Consider the following 17,334-nt stretch of genomic DNA (forward strand, 5'->3'; position numbering starts at 1 on the left):
CGGTGCGGTGGTCCGTGCCCGAACGTCCCGAATAGCCGCATAATGCAACGCAGACCGCTGGGGCATCCGGCCCAAAGCGGCATAAATGGAGCGAAAGGCCCTTATAGTGAAGCTGACGTTCATTCGGAAGACCGCGCAGAGCCAGGTCAACAACTGCCCGTCGCTGTACCGCACGGACCGGGACACCTTCATCGTGCAGGGGTGGCGGGTCTCCGACCCCGAGGCCCTGGCCCAGCTCGACATCCCCGCGCACGAAACCGCGGTGGAGGTGCCGGCCGACGTCCTGGCCGAGATCGCGAAGAGGCTCTAGCTCTGCGCCGACTCCGGTAACCAGATTCGGTTCACGAGGCCCGGCCGGCCGGACGTTCATGCAGGTCGGCCAGGGTCACCGGAGTACGGGCCAGCAGCAGCCGCTCCAGCGCCGCGATCGTGTCCACCTCACCGACGACGTCCACCCCGCCGACATCCCGGCGATAGCGGTACGCCAGCCGGTAGAGATACCTCCCGCCGACCCGCTCGACACTCACCTGCCACCGGCCGCAGCAGGCGCACACCCAGCCCCGCATCCCGAGAAGATAGCCCTGACCAGCGCAAACGTTCCGAGCGCGGTACCCGGCACGGGACGGGTGGGGCCGGTGGGGCGGGCGTGCCGCGCTTCTGCTCCGCAGGGCACCCCGGTACGTCGCCCATCTGGTTGACTTGGCCGGGTGGAGCTGCCGATCAACCCGCCGGTCGAGCCGATGCTGGCCAGGAGCGTGCCGAGGATTCCCACCGCGCCCGGGATGAGCTACGAGCCGAAGTGGGACGGCTTCCGCTGCATCGTGTTCCGGGACGGCGACGAGGTCGAGCTGGCCAGCCGGGGCGGCAAGACGCTGACCCGCTATTTCCCCGAGGTCGTCGCCCAGGCCCGGGCACAACTGCCGGCCCGGTGCGCGGTCGACGGCGAGCTGGTGGTGATCCGCCGGGACGGCCCGGACGGTGGCCCCCGGCTCGACTTCGAGTTGCTCAGCCAGCGCATCCACCCGGCCGCGTCCCGGGTCACCATGCTGGCCGAGACCACCCCGGCCGATCTGGTCGCCTTCGACCTGCTGGCCGTCGGCGACGAGTCGCTGCTCGACCTGCCCTACCAGCGGCGCCGGGCCAGGCTCGCCGACGAGCTGCGCGGGGTCGTCCCACCGGTGCACCTCACCCAGACCACCACCGACCCGGAGACGGCGAGCCGCTGGTTCGAGATCTTCGAGGGGGCCGGGCTGGACGGGTTGATCGCCAAGCCCGCCGACATCCCGTACGAGCCGGGGAAGCGGCTCATGTTCAAGGTCAAGCACACCCGGACGGCCGACGTCGTGGTCGCCGGGTTCCGCTGGCACAAGTCCGGCCCGGTGGTCGGCTCGCTGCTGCTCGGCCTCTACGACGACAGCGGCACCCTGCACCACGTCGGCGTCTCGGCGTCGTTCAGCGCCGCCCGCCGGGCCGAGCTGCTGGACGAGCTGGCGCCCTACCGTGAAGGGGTGACCGACCACCCGTGGGCGCACGGCGACCACAGCGGCGGGCAGCGCATCCCGGGCGGGCCGAGCCGGTGGTCCGGCACCAAGAGCCTGGAGTGGGTGCCGCTCCGGCCGGAGCTGGTGGTCGAGGTCGGCTACGACGCGATGGAGGGCGACCGGTTCCGGCACACCGCCCAGTTCGTCCGCTGGCGGCCCGACCGGGACCCGGCCTCCTGCGGGTACGACCAGCTCGACCGCCCAGTCCGGTTCGACGTCGACCAGGTGCTCCGGGGCGATCCGCTCGCCTCCGGCGCGTAGCCTGTCGATCGATACGATCACGGAGGATTCCCTTGGCCCGCTCCCACCCTCGCCGGCTGGCCCTCGCCGGCTTCCTGGCCGTCGTGGTGCTCACCGCCGGCTGCACCATTCCGCTGTTCCGGCCGGACGCCGAGGACGAGCCTGGCGGCGCCGGGGCGCCGGCAAACGCCACCGGCGCGGACTGGCAACCCTGCCCGGAGGTGCCGCGCGAACTCGTCGGCCGGACCGCGCCGAACATGCGGTACGAGTGCGCCACCATCTCCGTACCCGATGACTGGGCCACGGCCGGCGCGGCCGGTGCCGGTGGCGGAAAGCTGGAGATCTCCCTGCTGCGGATCCGGTCCAGCAAGCAGCGGGACCGGATCGGCTCGCTGCTGGTCAACCCGGGCGGGCCGGGCGGTTCCGGCGTCGACGCGGCGGTCTACCTCTCGTTCGGGTCCAGCTTCGGCGGCCTGCCCGACGAGGTCACCCGGCGCTTCGACATCATCGGCTTCGACCCCCGGGGCGTCTCCCGCTCCTCCCCGGTCAAGTGCGTCTCCGACGCCGACCTGGACCGCGCCTTCGGCTTCGAGCCCGACCCGGACGACCAGGCGGAGTTCGACGAGCTGATAGCGCTGAACCGCACGATCGGCGACGCCTGCGGCGCCAAGTACGGCGAGCGGCTGCGGCTCTTCTCCACCGAGCAGGCCGCGCACGACATGGACGCGATCCGCGCCGCCGTCGGCGACGAGAAGCTCAGCTACCTCGGCTACTCCTACGGCACCCTGCTCGGCGCCACCTATGCGCAGCTCTTCCCGCGCAACGTCCGGGCGCTGGTGCTCGACGGTGCGGTCGACCCGGAGCAGGACATCGTGGCCGGCTCGGAGAGCCAGGCCAGGGGCTTCGAGCGGGCCTTCACCAACTTCACCACCTGGTGTGCCGACACTCCCGGCCGATGCCCGGTCGCCCCGGACGCGCGGGGTGCGGTGACCGACGCGCTGGAGAAGGCCCGGGTCTCCCCGGTACGCGGCGACGGCGGCCGGGAGGCGACCGCCGGCTGGATCTTCTACGCGGTCATCTCCTCGCTCTACACCGAGGCCGGCTGGCAGAAGCTCGCCGCCGCGATCGACTCGCTCGCCAAGGGTGATCCGGAGGAGGTCTTCGAACTCGCCGACTCGTACGCCGAGCGGGGCGAGGACGGCCACTACACCAACCTCTTCGACGCCAACCTCGCGGTCAACTGTGCCGACGAGGAGAACCGGGTCGGCGTCGACCGGATCCGGTCGTTGCAGACGGAGTGGCGCACGAAGTATCCCCTCTTCGGCGCCCCGCTCGCGGTAGGGATGCTGAGCTGCGAGTTCTGGCCCGCGCAGCGGGATCCCTACCCCACCGGACCCGCCACCGGCGCGCCGCCGATCGTGGTCGTCGGCACCACCGGCGACCCGGCCACCCCGTACGAGCAGACGCCGAAGCTGGCCGGGATGCTCGGCGTCGGTGTCGTGCTGACCTGGCGGGGCGAGGGACACACGGCGTATCCGCAGACCCGCTGCATCACCGACGCGGTCGACGAGTACCTGATCGAGCTGAAGCCGCCGAGCGCCGGCACCACCTGCCCGGCCCGCTGACCCGACACCGCCCACCCGCCCGCAGGCGGACTGCGACCAGCGGGTGACTCCAGGCGGGCGCACAAGCGGGGCAGCTCGACAGTGTGCGCATCGGACGCCTGGAGCGGCGAGCCCGTGCGGAGGGCCGGTGTGCCAGGCTGGGCCGGTGAGTGAGCTGATCTTCCGGAGCGCGCGCCGGGCGGACGTCCCGGCCATCGTCACGATGCTGCTCGACGACGAGGTGACCGCCAGCCGGGAGGCGGCAGAGGCGGCAGAGCCGACGGAGCCGACGGGTGAGGAGGTCGACGCCGCCTACTGGGCCGGCTTCGAGGCGGTCGACGCCGATCCGCGCAACGAGCTGATCGTCGCCGAACTCGACGGCGAGGCGGTCGGCACGATGCAGCTCACCTTCATCCCCTCGGTCAGCCGACGCGGCGCCGAACGGATGCAGATCGAGGCGGTCCGGGTCCGCGCCGACCGGCGCGGCGGTGGCATTGGCCGGCGGATGATGGCCTGGGCGGTGGACCGGGCCCGGGAACGCGGCTGCCGGCTGGTCCAGCTGACCACCGACAAGCGGCGTACGGACGCGCACCGGTTCTATGCCTCGCTGGGCTTCGAGGCCAGTCACGAGGGCATGAAGCTGACGCTCTGACGCAGGCCGCCGGCAGAAGAGGAGGCTCAGTAGTCGCGTCCATCCGCCTGGTGCGAGCTCGGCGGCCGGGTCGCGGACCAGCGGCGGCAGCTCGGGTACCGTCGAAAGTGGCGGTCCGGGGTTACGGCCCAGGCCGTCGCCACCCCAGCCGTAACCTGGGAAGGCCAATCACCATGCCCCGGATCGTCGATCCACGCTTTCCGATCCTGCTACGCACCCTGCGTCAACAGCGCGGACTGACGCTGCGTGCCCTCGCGCCGTTGGTGCTGTCGAGCCGGAGTCACCTAGCCGACTTCGAACACGGCCGGAAGCGACCGACCAGGGAGACCGCCGAGCGGCTTGACGAGGTTCTCGGCGCTGACGGTGCTCTAGCCGCCATGGTCCGGGAGGAGCTTCCCTTCGGTTCCGGGGAAGCCGATCGACTCCAGTACGCAGCGCGTAGCGGGCGGGTGGATGCCGCCACCGTGGAATCTCTCGCCGCTGTACTGGCTCACCAGCGACGTCTGGAGGATGCCGTCGGGTCATCGGCCATGGTCGCCCCCGTGCTGGCGCAGCTACGTCTCATCGAGGCGATGGTGAACGGCGCCCGGCAAGATGAGACGTGGCGCCCCCTGATCGACACGGCGGGTCAGTGGGCCCACTTCGCCGGGTGGCTGTGCACGACGACCGGCGAGCACGACCAGGGCCGCGCCTGGTATCAGCGGGGACTGGAGTGGGCGACCGAGGCGGGAAACCCCCATCTGCTGGCCACCATCCTGTCGATGCGCGGGCATCTCGCCTGGGTGCGGGGACAGTTCCCCGCGATGGTCGGGCATTCCCGTGCGGCGGCCTGGCAGCCGGCCAGCCTCGGCGTCCGCGCTCTCGCCGTGCAACAGGAAGCCCGCGGGTTGGCTCTGTTGGAGGATGCCCGCGCCGCCGAGGACGGTCTCGACCGGGCAGAGGAATTGGCCGTACGGGCGACGGACCATCCCGAGGCAGAGCCCGACTGGATGTACTTCTACGATCCGACGTTCTTCCAGCTTCAGCGCGGCTTGGCGCAGCACTACCTGGGCCGGTCTGACCGGGCTGCCGAGTTGCTGTCGGGCGGCCTGGACCGGCTGCCGGCGGAGGTCCGGCAATCCGATTGGATCGGCTGGTACGTGGTCCAACTCGCCAGCGCCCATGCAGCCTCTGGAGAAGCGGATGTGGCGCGTAGTCGGATCGGTGAGGCCCGGTCCATCGCGGACGCGACGGGTGCCACGCGACTGTCCCGGGACGTCGCAGAGGTCGAGCGCGCCCTCGACGACTGAGCTTGTCCGCGGACACGCGGCAGACAGCGCAGGGATTCCGCCGATCGACCGCCGGCAGCGACGCTGACCACGGGGAGTTCGGCCTGTGTGGATCGTCGCCATCCGGGTCGCGGCGCCCCGGCCGGTCCGGAGCTTCGTCCCCCGGACGCTCCGGACCGGTCACCGGATCAGGTTGAGAGTGGCGCTCCGCGACTGGTTTCCGGGGCGCCACGACCCAGGAGGTGACGCGACAGTGGATCTCATGGACCGGTGGCAGGCGGATCGCCGGATCGAGGAACAGCACCAGGACGGCGGCCGGTGCACCGAGTGCGCACCGCGCGGCGGGTGCCTTCGTCTGCTCGCCGCCGTCCGCCGCCGCGTCGACCGGGCGGACACCGGCACGATCCGGGTCGGCCTCGGGCGGCTGGTGTGAACCCCACCGACGGACCACCCGGACTCGCGATCGACACCGCACAGCGGATCGTCCTCGGCCACGCCACCGATCCGCCCGCACCCTGCACCCAGTGCCGGGAACGGCGCTGCTGGCTGCTGGAGACCGCCGTCAAGGTCGTCGCGTTCGCCGGTGAGCCGATCGACCCGACCCTGTACGCCGCGATCACCACCGCCGCCCGCCGGATCGCCGACGTGCACGCACCGGACGACGACCGGCTCTGCTCCCCGTGCCTGCTGGAGGAGTGCGAGCCGCTGGAGATCGCGACCGCCTGGCTGCACGTCACCGGAGAGCGGACGGCGGGGCGCCGGACCGCCGTCGACGTCCTCACCCCGGACCTGGCCGAGGCGCGGCGGGTGGTGCGGCAGCACCAGGGGTACGGCTGCCCACAGTGCACACCGACCGGATGTCCGGCCGAGGACGCGGCGGTACCGGTGATCTTCGACGACGTGGCGGGCCGGTGGCCGTCCGGCCCGAAGACCCTCGACGAGGTGGAACGGATCGCCCGCGAGATGCGCGGCGGGTCGGGGCCTACCACAGCGAACTCTTGATCAGGCGGCTGTCCACAGGGCGTCCGGTTGTCCACAGTCCGGCCGTCTGTCGTGGCGTGACGGCAACGGCGTCGGGCACGCTGCCGGTGTCTGCGTGGCCACCCTCCGACCGCCGAACATGGTCGGCACATCCTGAGAGGGGACGGAGGGGGCCGCCGTCGGCTGCACATGGGTTGTCATGGCCAGTCAGGGATGCATGGGATGTTTCACCTAAATGTCTGTCGCGTTGATGACGGGAGGCGGCGGTTGCCGGCGAGGCTTTCTACGATGCTGCGATCTGGGCACGTTCTCGTTGACGCGGCTGTGATCGACCACTTCTGTTAGTCGATCTTCTGGCCAGGTAACCTCAAACTGTATTGCCCCTGTTCTGCGAAACACATCAAAACGGTGAAATGCACCCCCTCAAGCCCCAACTACTTGCGAGATTTGATCGGGCAGCTCAAGCGGGCTACATGCTGGGAGGAGGACGACTGATCATGCGACAGCATCGGATCGCGATCCAGATGACGCTCGAAAGCACCCCACATGGCACCGACGAACAGTTCGAGGAGTTCCTCGACGCAGTACAGGAGCACCTGGACGGACTCGACGGCGAGATACAGATGGCCGCCAGCCTCGCCGAACGCACCGTGGAGTTCGCCACGAGCATCGAAGCACCCGACTTCGAGAGCGCCGCAAACTCCCTGCTTGTCCACCTACGCACCGCGCTCCACGCGGCCGAGTGCCACACCGACGACTGGCCCCAGTACGTGGCGACCGAGCGAAACCTGCGGGAGCTGCAAGACGCCTGACCAACCAACGCCGCACGCGATGAAGCGCCCCCGCTTCCTCCGGGAGGAGAGAGCGGGGGCGCGCTGCTGTGGCGGCCGCGGCGGTCAGAGGCCGAACGGCCCCGGGGTTGCCGCCGCTGTTACGACGTCGCCGAGCCTGGCAACCTCGCGCGTGTCCGGCACCCCTCGGTCGCCGGTCACTCGGTGTCTCCGCCGGTGGACCGCTTTGCGCGGCTGGGCTGCACCCGTTTCGGCTCGCCCGGCATCTTCGGGTGGTCGGGCGGGTAGGGCAGATCGCCGGAGCCGTCCCGGTCGTCCCGGTCGGCCCACTCCAGCAGCGGGGTGATGTCCCACGGGTCGTCGTCGATGCCGGCGTGCGGGTCACCGATCGAGGCCATCCGTTCCGGCACGGTCTTCAGGTCGAAGTCGTCCGGCTCGACGTCGGGCAGCTCGTCCCAGGTGACCGGGGTGGAGACGGTGGCCCGGGCGTTGGCCCGCAGCGAGTACGCACAGGCGATGGTGCGGTCCCGGGCCATCTGGTTGTAGTCGACGAAGACCTTCTCACCTCGCTGCTCCTTCCACCACGCGGTGGTGACCAGGTCGGGGCGGCGCCGCTCGACCTCCCGGGCGAACGCGATCACCGCCCGGCGTACCTCGGTGAAGGTCCAGCGCGGCGCGATCCGGAGGTAGACGTGCACGCCCCGGCCGCCGGAGGTCTTCGGCCAGCCGGTGGCGCCGAGCTCGTCGAGGAGCCCGCGCACCTCGCCGGCCGCCTCGACCGCGTCGGCGAAGTCGGTGCCCGGCTGCGGGTCGAGGTCGATGCGCAGCTCGTCGGGGCGGTCCACGTCGCTGCCCCGGACCGGCCAGGGGTGGAAGACCACCGTGCCCATCTGGGCCGCCCAGGCGACGTGCGCGAGGTCGGCCGGGCAGAGCTCGTCGGCGCTCCGGCCGCTCGGAAACTGGATCGTCGCGGTCTCGATCCACGGCGGCACGCCCCGGGCCGGCACCCGCTTCTGGTAGAACATCTCCCCCTCGATGCCCTCGGGGAAGCGCTGCAACGCCGTCGGCCGGTTGCCCAGGGCGCGCATGATCCCGTCGCCGACCGCGAGGTAGTAGTCGAACATGTCCTTCTTGGTGAACCCGCGCCGGGGGAAGTAGACCCGGTCCGGGCTGCTCAGCCGCACGGTGTGCCCGGCCACCTCGACCTCGATGGGCTTCGCCTTCGCGCTGCCACCAGCGCCGCCACCAGCCATGCGCCGACCCTATGCCACCGGTCCGACGCCGGTGACCCGACACGGAACCCCCGGTCAGGACAGGCCCGGGTCAGGACAGGCCCGGGTCAGGACAGGGAGCGCGCCTCCGGTTCCCGGCTGCCGTGCCGGTGCGCCTCCCAGACCTGGCAGATCAGCACCAGCTTCTGCTCGAACCTCGGGTCCCGGTCGAAGAGGCCACCGTCGTACGGTGCGTGCAGCCGGAGCATCCCGCCGTCGGTGAGATAGACGGCGACGACGGTACGGTCGCGGCGCCGCTCCGCCCGGATGTCGGCCACCCGCAGCCACGGCACGAAGGCGTACGTCCCGTAGGCCCGGCCCCGCAGCCCGGCCTCGTCCAGCCGGGTCCGGGCCAGGACGCGGTCGGCGGCACCGCACAACACGCCGAGCGGCAGCGGTGCCAGCACGGCGATCCAGGCCAGCTCGGTGAGCTCCCGCTGCCCCGGCAGGGCGCTCACGAGAACTATCACGGCACCGCTGCCGAGCCCGCCCCAGCGCAGCCCGCGTACCACCGCCTGCCGCCAGCTCAGCCGGAACTCCGCCAGCACCGGCGGGTGCTGGCGGCGCCGTCTACCCCCGCCCGGCCCGGTGGCCGCCCGCATGCCCTGTCAACGACTCGCCCGCCAACCGGTGATTCGTCGCCCGTTCCCCGCTGTTTCCCGTTGTCGGCGCCGCTGCTTCCGGTGATCATCGCCGCTGCGCCGGTCGGCGGTCTGCGCCGTACCGTAGAGGCATGACTGACAACGATGTCCGGGACGACGCGGGAAACCGGCTGCCCGACAGCGAGCAGGAGTGGCGGGTCCGGCTCACTCCGGAGGAGTTCCGGGTGCTCCGCCAGGCGGGCACGGAACGCCCCTGGACCGGCGAGTACGTCGACACCACGACCCCGGGCGTCTACCGCTGCCGGGCCTGCGGCACCGAACTCTTCACCAGTGACACCAAGTTCGACTCACACTGCGGCTGGCCGAGCTTCGACCAGGCGCTGCCCGGTGCGATCCGCTACCTGGAGGACCGCTCGCTCGGCATGGTCCGGATCGAGGTGAGGTGCGCCACCTGCGACTCGCACCTCGGGCACCGCTTCGACGGCGAGGGCTTCACGCCCACCAACGCCCGGTACTGCATCAACTCCATCTCCATGCGCCTGGACCCGTCGGCCACGTAGAATTCGGTCAGATGTGTCTAATGGGGGGAATTTGACATGGCAACCTGCGAGGTCTGCGGGAACGACTACTGGCTGGCGTTCGAGGTCCGCACCACGAGCGGGGACGTGCACACCTTCGACTCGTTCGAGTGCGCCGCGCACAAGCTCGCGCCGGTCTGCGAACACTGCGGGATCCGGATCCTCGGCCACGGTGTCGAGGTCTCCGGCCGCTTCTTCTGCTGCGGGCACTGCGCCCGCGCCGTCGAGGGCGAGCGCGGAGCGGAGATCCGGGACGCCGTCGGCGCCCGTCCCGCCTGACCCGCCTACCATCGCGGGATGCACCCCTCGCAGTCGCCACCGCGCCAGTCGGCTCCCTCGGAGCGTGTCGAGTTCCGGGTCGCGTCCTTCGCCGACCTCGACACCCGGACCCTGCACGACCTGCTGAGGCTACGGGTCGACGTCTTCGTGGTGGAGCAGGAGTGTGCCTATCCCGAACTCGACGGCCGGGACGTCGAACCGGGCACCCGGCACCTCTGGCTGGCCCGCGACCGCGCACCCGTCGCGTACCTGCGGCTGCTCGCCGACCCGGGCGGGGTCGAGCGGATCGGCCGGGTGGCGGTGGCGCGGGACGCCCGGGGCGGCGGGCACGCCGGGCGGCTGATGAGCGAGGCACTGACCGTGGTCGGCGCCCGGCCCTGCGTACTGGACGCCCAGGCCCACCTGGTCGGCTTCTACGCCCGCTACGGCTTCGCGCCCAGCGGCCCCGGGTACGTCGAGGACGGCATCCCGCACGTGCCGATGCGCCGCGAGCCCGCCTAGCACCCAACCACCGCCGCGACCCTTGCCGGACAAAGATATAGATGAGAGTCTATGTGTGTCCGGCCCCTGACCATCCAAACCGGCGAGTGCGGCCCGGAGTCCTCCACACCCGAGCCCACCCGCAAGCCCGCCCCGGACCGGGGAGCCGGTCCGGGGCGGGTGCGGTGGACGGGCGGATCGCGCGGCGGCGGCCCGGCGCGACCTCGCCGGACCCGACCGCTACGGCAGGGCGTTGACCAGCTCGCCGATGCCACGGCGCCGGCCGGTGAAGAACGGCACCTCCTCGCGGACGTGCCGGCGCGCCCGAGAGGCGCGCAGGTCGCGCATGAGGTCGACAATCCGGTGCAGCTCGTCGGCCTCGAAGGCGAGCAGCCACTCGTAGTCGCCGAGCGCGAACGAGGCGACCGTGTTGGCCCGGACGTCCGGGTAGCCGCGCGCCATCCCGCCGTGCTCGGCCAGCATCTCCCGACGCTCGGCGTCGGGCAGCAGATACCACTCGTAGGAGCGGACGAACGGGTAGACGCAGACGTAGCCCCGGGGCGCCTCGCCGGCCAGGAACGCCGGCACATGACTCTTGTTGAACTCGGCCGGCCGGTGCAGCGCCATCTGCGACCAGACCGGCGCCAACTGCCGACCGAGGGTGGTGCGGCGCAGCCGGGCGTACGCGTCCTGCAGGGCGTCGCTGGAGGAGGAGTGCCACCAGATCATCACGTCCGCGTCGGCCCGCAGCCCGGAGACGTCGTAGCTGCCGCGTACCACCACGTCCTTGCCGGCCAGCTCCTCGAAGAGCGACTCGATCTCGGCCGCGATCCGGTCCCGGGCCTCCGGCAGCGGGGCGGTCGCCCGGAACACCGACCACATGGTGTAGCGGATGCTCTCGTTCAGCTCGCGTAGCCGCGCCGCGTTGCTCTGTTCCCGTCCACCGGTCTGTTCCGCAGTCATACCGTCGATACTCCCAGCACTTTGATGATCTCCTCGGCCGCGGTCTCGCCGGAGCGTACGCAGACCGGAATCCCCACCCCGTCGTAGCCGGCACCGGCGAGCGTCAGGGTGGGGTGGGCGGTCCGCAGCGCCGCCCGGGCCGCCGCCACCCGGTCCAGGTGCCCCGGGGCGTACTGCGGCAGCGAGCCGCCCCAGCGCTGCACGGAGCTGTCGACCGGCGCCGGCAGCCCGGCGCCGAGCAGTTCCGAGAGCTCCTGACGGACCGCCGAGACCAGCTCGTCGTCGGCACGTTGCAGCAGGTGCTCCTCGCCGTGCCGGCCGACCGACGCGCGCAGCAGGACGGTCCCGTCCGGCCGGCGCAGGTGGGCCCACTTACTGGTGAAGAAGGTGGCCGCCTTGACCAGGGTGCCCTCGTTCGCCGGCACCAGGAAGCCGGAGAGGTCTGCCGGGATCCCGCCGGCCGCCGGGACCCTGCCGGCAGCCGGAGCCCCCGCTGCCAGCGCCGGCGACAGGTCGCCGCCGAGCGGACCCGCCGCTGCCGCGGGCCCGGGCAGGGCGAGACTGACCAGCGCCACGCTGGCGTAGTCGAGCCTGCCGACCAGCGCCCCGGCCGCGACGTCGAAGCCGCCGAGCAGCCGCGCGGCGGGCCGGGCCGGCAGCGCCAGCAGCACGGCGTCGACCTCGACCAGTTCCGGATCGCGGGTGGGGCCGATCACCAGCCGCCAGCCGTGCCCGGCGGGAAGCAGCTCCCGGACGGTCGCGTCGAGCCGGATCCTGGCCCGGGCCGCCTCGGCGGCGGCGGCCACCAGCCGGCCGATCCCGCCGTCGACGGTGGCGAAGACCGGGGTGCCGGCCGGCCGGGGAGCGGCGGCCAGGGCCGCCCGAACCGCCCCGGTCAGGGTCGGCTCGGTGCGCGCCGCCCGGGCCAGCCCGGGCATCGTCGCGGCCAGCGACAGCTCGTCGGCGCGGCCGGCGTACACCCCGCCGAGCATCGGGTCGACGAGCCGGTCGACCACCTCGTCGCCGAGCCGGCGCCGGACCAGCTCTCCGACGGTCGGATCCTCGTCGGGGCCGAGCAGCGGACGGCCCTCGTCGGTGTCCCGCTCCGCCGCCGGCCGGGCCACCGCCGCCACCGCGGCCAGGTCTCCGGGTACGCCGACCAGGGTGCCCGGGGGCATCGGCCGAAGCTCGCCACCGATCGCCAGGGCGGCCCGGCCGGTCGCCGGGTGCACCAGCGCGTCGGCCAGCCCCACCCGCCGGGCCAGCGCGACCGCCGCCGAGTCCCCGCCGGCCGGGTCGCGCACCAGGAAAGCCTCGGCGCCCAACTCGACAGTCGAACCGGCAAGCGAGCCGGTACGCAGCTTGCCGCCGAGCGCCCCGGACCGCTCGTACAGCAGAATCTCCGTGTCGGCGGGAAGCCGGTCCCGCAGCCGGACGGCGGCGGCCAGCCCGGTGATCCCGCCGCCCAGCACGGCGATCCGCAGCCCGCCGGCCCGTGTCGTCTCCGTCACCCCCCGTGCCTGCCTTTCGCTCAGCTTTCGGACGCCTCGTGGACCAGGGCGACCACCCGGGTCAGCACGTCGGGATCGGTCTCCGGGAGTACGCCGTGTCCCAGGTTGAAGACGTGCCCGGGTGCGGCGGCGCCCTCGCCGAGCGCCCGGCGCACCTCGGTCTCGACCACCGGCCACGGGGCGAAGAGCACGGCCGGGTCCAGGTTGCCCTGCACGGCCCGTTCCGGCCCGACCCGCACCGTCGCCACATCCAGCCGGGTACGCCAGTCCACCCCGACCACGTCCGCACCGGCCTCGCCCATCGCGCCGAGCAGCTCGGCGGTGCCGACCCCGAAGTGGATGCGTGGCACGCCCGCGTCGGCCAGCCCGCGCAGCACCGCCGCCGAGTGCGGCAACACGAACCGGCGGTAGTCGGCCTCGGAGAGCGCCCCGGCCCAGGAGTCGAAGAGCTGCACCGCCGAGACGCCGGCCGCGACCTGCACCCGGAGGAAGGCGAGGGTGATCTCGGCCAGCCGGGCCAGCAGCGCGTGCCAGACGTCGGGGGCGCCGTGCATCAGTGCCTTGGTCCGGACGTGGTTGCGGGACGGGCCGCCCTCGACGAGATAGCTGGCGAGCGTGAACGGCGCTCCGGCGAAGCCGATCAGCGGGGTGGCACCGAGCTCGGCGACGAGCAGCCGGACCGCCTTGTCCACAAAGGAGACGTCCGAGGGGTCGATGGGCCGGATCCGGTCGACGTCGTCGAGGGTGCGCACCGGCTCGGCCACCACCGGACCGGTCCCGGGCACGATGTCCAGCTCCACCCCGGCGGCCGCCACCGGCACGACGATGTCGCTGAAGAGGATCGCCGCGTCGACGCCGTGCCGGCGTACCGGCTGGAGGGTGATCTCGGCGACCAGCTCCGGCCGGCGGCAGGACTCCAGCATGCCGATCCCGGCCCGTACCGCACGGTATTCCGGCAGCGAACGCCCGGCCTGCCGCATGAACCAGACCGGGGTGTACGGCACCGGCTCACGCCGGCAGGCCCGGACGAACGGCGAATCGGCCGGGCCGCCCGGGGCCGGCTGGTCGTCCCGGGCCGGAGTGCCCGCAGTCGTGGTGCTCATCGGCGCAATCGTGCCACGGCCCGCGACACCGGCGACGGCCACCGTCCGGTTTTGTGGCCCGCCAGACGCGCTGTGGCACCGGCCGACCGGCGCGGCGCCCCACCACAGCACCGACGATCGGCTTAGGCTGCGAATATGGCCTCGCCGATCGTCCAGCCGGAGACCTTCGCCCGTGCGGTGGCCGGGCTGCGGTCGGCGACGCCACGTGCGGAGATCCTGCTGGAAGAGGTCGGTGCCCCGCAGCGGCTGGCCCCGTATGCCTTCGCGTTGAGCGCCACGGTGAGCCGCGACGGCGAGGAGGTGGCCACCGGCCGGCTCATCCTGCTGCACGACCCGGCCGGACACGACGGCTGGGAGGGTACCCTGCGCCTGGTCACCTACGTCACCGCCGAGCTGGAGATCGACCTGGCCGCCGACCCGCTGCTGCCCGGCGTCGGCTGGACCTGGCTGACCGACGCGCTCCAGGCGCGCGGCGCGGCCTACCGGGCACTCGGTGGGACGGTGACCCAGACCATGTCCACCCGGTTCGGCGAGCTGGCCGGCCCGCCGGCAGCCGGCGACATCGAGATCCGCGCCTCCTGGACTCCGATCGACGACGACCTGCGGGCGCACCTGCTGGCCTGGTGCACCCTGCTCGCCTCCACCGCCGGGCTCCCGCCGCCCGGCGTCAGCGTGCTGCCGCACTCCCGCCCGGCCGGCGCCGCCTGAGTCCGGCCCGAGTCCGGCCCGAGTCCGGCCGGGGGCGAGGCGGGACGTGGACGGCCGGGGGCGAGGCGGGACGTGGACGGCCGGGGGCGAGGCGGGACGGTCGAACCCAGCAGCCCCAAGCGTTTCGGCGGCCCCGCATGTCCCAGCCGACCCGACTCGCCGGGCCGGCTGCGCCAACCGAATCGGGGCTGAGACTAGGGTTGTCAGGTGACCGACGAACCACCCCTGCGCCGTCGGGCCGCGCAACGCCGAGCAGGGGACGAGCCGCACAGCCTTCCGGCGCCCGCGCCGGAGCCCGAGACAGTGGGGCCCGACCCAACGCCCGGCGGGCCCGTACCGCTCCTCGCCCCTCGCGACGGCACCCCGATCCCCGTCGAGACACCCGCCGGCCTGGCCGACGTGGTGGCCCGGTTCGCGGCCGGCACCGGCCCCGTCGCGGTCGACGCCGAGCGCGCCTCCGGCTACCGCTACAGCCAGCGGGCCTACCTGGTGCAGCTCCGCCGGGCCGGAGCCGGCACCGCGCTGGTCGACCCGCTGCCGCTCGGCGACCTGAGCACCCTCGACGAGGCGATCGCCGACGCCGAATGGGTGCTGCACGCCGCCAGCCAGGACCTCGCCTGCCTCGCCGACCTCGGGCTGCGGCCGAGGCGGCTCTTCGACACCGAGCTGGCGGCCCGGCTGGCCGGCTTCGAGCGGGTCGGCCTGGCCGCGCTGACCGAGCAGCTCCTCGGCTTCACCCTGGAGAAGCACCATTCCGCGGCGGACTGGTCGAGCCGGCCGCTGCCGGAGTCCTGGCTGACCTACGCCGCGCTCGACGTGGAGATGCTCACCGACCTTCGCGACGCGCTCGCGGCCGAGCTGGAGCGGCAGGGCAAGCAGAAGTGGGCGGCAGAGGAGTTCGCGGCGCTGGTCGCCTGGGGCGCCCAACCGCTGCGGCAGCGGCCGGACCCGTGGCGGCGCACCTCCGGCATCCACCGGGTGCGTGGGGCGCGGGCGCAGGCCCGGGTCCGCTCGCTCTGGTACGCCCGGGACGAGATCGCCGCCCGCCGCGACTCCGCTCCCGGCCGGGTGCTCCCGGACGCCGCGATCATCGCCGCCGCAGAGATGGACCCGAAGGACGAGCGGAGCCTGCTGATGCTGCCCGGCTTCGGCGGCCGGTCGGTACGCCGGCTCGTCCGGACCTGGCTGGACGCCCTCGCCGACGCCCGGCAACTGCCGGACGACGCGCTGCCGGTGAGCCCGACGGTCGAGGGTCCGCCCCCGCCGCACCGCTGGGCCGAGCGGGATCCCGCGGCGGCGGCCCGGTTGGCCCGGTGCCGGGAGGTGGTCGTCCGGATCGCCGCCGCGCACACCCTGCCGCCGGAGAACCTGATCACCCCGGACTCGGTCCGGCGGCTGGCCTGGACCCCGCCGGACGAGATCACCCCGGACATCGTCGCCGAGACCCTGCGCGGCTACGGCGCCCGGAACTGGCAGGTCGAGCTGATCGCCGGGGAGCTCGCGGGAGCGCTGGCCGAGCCCGCCTGAGTCGGCGACCGGGGGCGCGGGCATACCGGGCGCCGCAGGCGCCCGGTCACCCGAGCAGTTCGTGCTCGTGTCCCCCGGAGCCGAGCAGTTCGTCCCGGATCCGGCACCACTGCACGGCATGCCGGATGCCGTCGACGACGGAATACTCCGGCTTCCAGTCGAGCAGCAGGCGGGACCGGGTGCTCCGGGTGAAAGAACCGGGTCCGTCACCGGGACGGGGCGGCGCCTCGCGGCTGCGTACCGGTCCGACCGTCGCCGCGAAGGCGGCGACGAGCTCCCGCACGGTGATGCCGTCCCCGCTGCCGAGATTGACCGCCTCCACCGCGCGCTCCCCGCCGGGCGGCAGGATCTCGTCGAACCGGCGCAGCGCCTGGACGTGTGCCCGGGCCAGGTCCCAGACGTGGACGTAGTCCCGGATCCCGGAGCCGTCCCGGGTGGGCCAGTCGGTGCCGGTGATCGAGAATTCTCCGCCGCCGTTCCAGGCGTCGATCAGCCTGCCCAGCGCGTGTGTCGGCCGCACCACCTGGAGGCCGGTACGCAGCAGCGGATCGGCCCCGATCGGATTGAAGTAGCGCAGCGACAGCGCCCGCAGCGGGGTGGCCCGGGCGGTGTCCGCGAGCACGCTCTCCATCATCGCCTTGGTCCGGGCGTACGGGCTGACGGGCTCGATCGGTGAGTTCTCGTCGACCGAGAAGTCGGCGCCGACACGGTAGATCGCTGCCGACGAGCTGAAGACGTAGCGGGTGACCCCGTTCCGGAGCACGTGTTCGAGAAAGTCGAGCGACTTGGCGACATTCTCCCGGTAGTAGCGCAGCGGCTCGCTCACCGACTCGGGCACCACGATCAGCGCCGCCGCGTGCACCACGGCGGCGATGTCCGGATGTTCGGTGAAGATCCGGTCGAGCAGCGCCGCGTCGGCGATGTCGCCGCAGTAGAAGGCCCGCTCCCGGGTGAACTCGACCCGGCCGGTGCAGAGGCTGTCCAGGATCACCGGCTCGATGCCCTCGTCGAGGCAGGCCGACGCGACGGTGCTGCCGATGAAGCCGGCGCCGCCGGCCACGAGCACCTTCACGCCGACTCCGGACCGATCGAGAGGTTTACCATTGCTCAGCCTTTAACGGGCGATAGCGGGATTGTCGGGCACCCAGCCGGACGATATGTGGCCCGAGCCACACCGGGGGTGCGAACGGCACTAGTTACTGGCTAGTAGCATCCGAGGTGTCCGCCCACCCCGG

20 protein-coding genes are annotated in these 17,334 nt (G+C 72.7%); 13 read left to right on the forward strand and 7 right to left on the reverse strand.

What is annotated here, in order from left to right:
• The first annotated feature begins 106 nt into the window (after positions 1 to 106).
• The gene (locus ACN28C_RS28590) at positions 107 to 310 is read left to right on the forward strand and encodes a hypothetical protein (protein ID WP_422770612.1); all 204 of its coding nucleotides are present in this window, start codon (positions 107 to 109) and stop codon (positions 308 to 310) included.
• 31 nt (positions 311 to 341) lie between these two features.
• Here ACN28C_RS28590 and ACN28C_RS28595 read toward each other — a convergent pair whose 3' ends face one another.
• Entirely contained in the window at positions 342 to 566 is a 225-nt protein-coding gene (locus ACN28C_RS28595; RefSeq protein ID WP_422770613.1) for a hypothetical protein, read from the reverse strand.
• Between the two features lie 141 nt (positions 567 to 707).
• Between ACN28C_RS28595 and ACN28C_RS28600 the strand changes: the two genes are divergently transcribed.
• The 7 genes from ACN28C_RS28600 (at position 708) to ACN28C_RS28630 (ending at position 7,098) form a co-directional block, all read left to right on the forward strand.
• Positions 708 to 1,802, forward strand: coding sequence for an ATP-dependent DNA ligase (locus ACN28C_RS28600; RefSeq protein ID WP_422770614.1), 1,095 nt, complete (start codon positions 708 to 710; stop codon positions 1,800 to 1,802).
• A gap of 32 nt (positions 1,803 to 1,834) precedes the next feature.
• On the forward strand, positions 1,835 to 3,406 hold the full coding sequence (locus ACN28C_RS28605; RefSeq protein WP_422770615.1) for an alpha/beta hydrolase: 1,572 nt from the start codon (positions 1,835 to 1,837) through the stop codon (positions 3,404 to 3,406).
• 202 nt (positions 3,407 to 3,608) lie between these two features.
• Entirely contained in the window at positions 3,609 to 4,037 is a 429-nt protein-coding gene (locus ACN28C_RS28610; RefSeq protein ID WP_422774841.1) for a GNAT family N-acetyltransferase, read from the forward strand.
• A gap of 173 nt (positions 4,038 to 4,210) precedes the next feature.
• Positions 4,211 to 5,326 (forward strand): helix-turn-helix domain-containing protein, encoded by a 1,116-nt coding sequence (locus ACN28C_RS28615; RefSeq protein WP_422770616.1) that lies wholly within the window; start codon positions 4,211 to 4,213, stop codon positions 5,324 to 5,326.
• Between the two features lie 85 nt (positions 5,327 to 5,411).
• A complete protein-coding gene (locus ACN28C_RS28620) occupies positions 5,412 to 5,738 on the forward strand; it encodes a hypothetical protein (RefSeq protein ID WP_421491684.1) in 327 nt (108 codons plus the stop codon).
• Positions 5,735 to 6,307 carry a hypothetical protein gene (locus ACN28C_RS28625; RefSeq protein ID WP_422770617.1) on the forward strand — a complete coding sequence of 191 codons (573 nt, stop codon included), beginning with the start codon at positions 5,735 to 5,737 and terminating at the stop codon, positions 6,305 to 6,307. The genes ACN28C_RS28620 and ACN28C_RS28625 overlap by 4 nt, the downstream gene beginning before the upstream one ends.
• A gap of 476 nt (positions 6,308 to 6,783) precedes the next feature.
• A complete protein-coding gene (locus ACN28C_RS28630; RefSeq protein WP_422770618.1) occupies positions 6,784 to 7,098 on the forward strand; it encodes a hypothetical protein in 315 nt (104 codons plus the stop codon).
• 176 nt (positions 7,099 to 7,274) lie between these two features.
• Here ACN28C_RS28630 and ligD read toward each other — a convergent pair whose 3' ends face one another.
• Positions 7,275 to 8,330 (reverse strand): non-homologous end-joining DNA ligase, encoded by a 1,056-nt coding sequence (ligD, locus tag ACN28C_RS28635; RefSeq protein ID WP_422770619.1) that lies wholly within the window; start codon positions 8,328 to 8,330, stop codon positions 7,275 to 7,277.
• An 86-nt stretch (positions 8,331 to 8,416) separates the two neighbouring features.
• Positions 8,417 to 8,896, reverse strand: coding sequence for a hypothetical protein (locus tag ACN28C_RS28640; RefSeq protein ID WP_422770620.1), 480 nt, complete (start codon positions 8,894 to 8,896; stop codon positions 8,417 to 8,419).
• A 185-nt stretch (positions 8,897 to 9,081) separates the two neighbouring features.
• On the opposite strand from ACN28C_RS28640, the gene msrB reads away from it, so the two are divergent.
• The 3 genes from msrB to ACN28C_RS28655 are packed head-to-tail and all read left to right on the forward strand — an operon-like array spanning position 9,082 to position 10,308.
• Complete coding sequence (gene msrB / locus ACN28C_RS28645; protein ID WP_422770621.1) at positions 9,082 to 9,510, forward strand: peptide-methionine (R)-S-oxide reductase MsrB; 429 nt, start codon at positions 9,082 to 9,084, stop codon at positions 9,508 to 9,510.
• A gap of 36 nt (positions 9,511 to 9,546) precedes the next feature.
• On the forward strand, positions 9,547 to 9,807 hold the full coding sequence (locus tag ACN28C_RS28650) for a Prokaryotic metallothionein (RefSeq protein WP_422770622.1): 261 nt from the start codon (positions 9,547 to 9,549) through the stop codon (positions 9,805 to 9,807).
• 18 nt (positions 9,808 to 9,825) lie between these two features.
• On the forward strand, positions 9,826 to 10,308 hold the full coding sequence (locus ACN28C_RS28655; RefSeq protein ID WP_422770623.1) for a GNAT family N-acetyltransferase: 483 nt from the start codon (positions 9,826 to 9,828) through the stop codon (positions 10,306 to 10,308).
• Between the two features lie 219 nt (positions 10,309 to 10,527).
• On the opposite strand, the gene hemQ is transcribed toward ACN28C_RS28655, so the two are convergent.
• Genes hemQ through hemE form a run of 3 tightly spaced genes read right to left on the reverse strand, consistent with a single transcriptional unit; the run spans position 10,528 to position 13,864 of the window.
• On the reverse strand, positions 10,528 to 11,250 hold the full coding sequence (gene hemQ, locus ACN28C_RS28660; RefSeq protein WP_422770624.1) for a hydrogen peroxide-dependent heme synthase: 723 nt from the start codon (positions 11,248 to 11,250) through the stop codon (positions 10,528 to 10,530).
• A complete protein-coding gene (hemG, locus tag ACN28C_RS28665; protein ID WP_422770625.1) occupies positions 11,247 to 12,761 on the reverse strand; it encodes a protoporphyrinogen oxidase in 1,515 nt (504 codons plus the stop codon). Before hemG ends, hemQ begins: the two co-directional genes overlap by 4 nt.
• Positions 12,762 to 12,781: 20 nt before the next feature.
• Complete coding sequence (gene hemE / locus ACN28C_RS28670) at positions 12,782 to 13,864, reverse strand: uroporphyrinogen decarboxylase (RefSeq protein ID WP_422770626.1); 1,083 nt, start codon at positions 13,862 to 13,864, stop codon at positions 12,782 to 12,784.
• 135 nt (positions 13,865 to 13,999) lie between these two features.
• Between hemE and ACN28C_RS28675 the strand changes: the two genes are divergently transcribed.
• On the forward strand, positions 14,000 to 14,572 hold the full coding sequence (locus ACN28C_RS28675) for a DUF3000 domain-containing protein (RefSeq protein ID WP_421491674.1): 573 nt from the start codon (positions 14,000 to 14,002) through the stop codon (positions 14,570 to 14,572).
• Positions 14,573 to 14,779: 207 nt separating this feature from the next.
• Positions 14,780 to 16,099, forward strand: coding sequence for a ribonuclease D (locus tag ACN28C_RS28680; protein WP_422770627.1), 1,320 nt, complete (start codon positions 14,780 to 14,782; stop codon positions 16,097 to 16,099).
• 46 nt (positions 16,100 to 16,145) lie between these two features.
• On the opposite strand, the gene galE is transcribed toward ACN28C_RS28680, so the two are convergent.
• Positions 16,146 to 17,171, reverse strand: coding sequence for a UDP-glucose 4-epimerase GalE (gene galE, locus ACN28C_RS28685; RefSeq protein WP_422770628.1), 1,026 nt, complete (start codon positions 17,169 to 17,171; stop codon positions 16,146 to 16,148).
• Positions 17,172 to 17,334 lie beyond the last annotated feature (163 nt).

This window comes from Plantactinospora sp. WMMC1484 (assembly GCF_049315195.1).
In the GTDB taxonomy this organism is placed as follows: domain Bacteria; phylum Actinomycetota; class Actinomycetes; order Mycobacteriales; family Micromonosporaceae; genus Plantactinospora.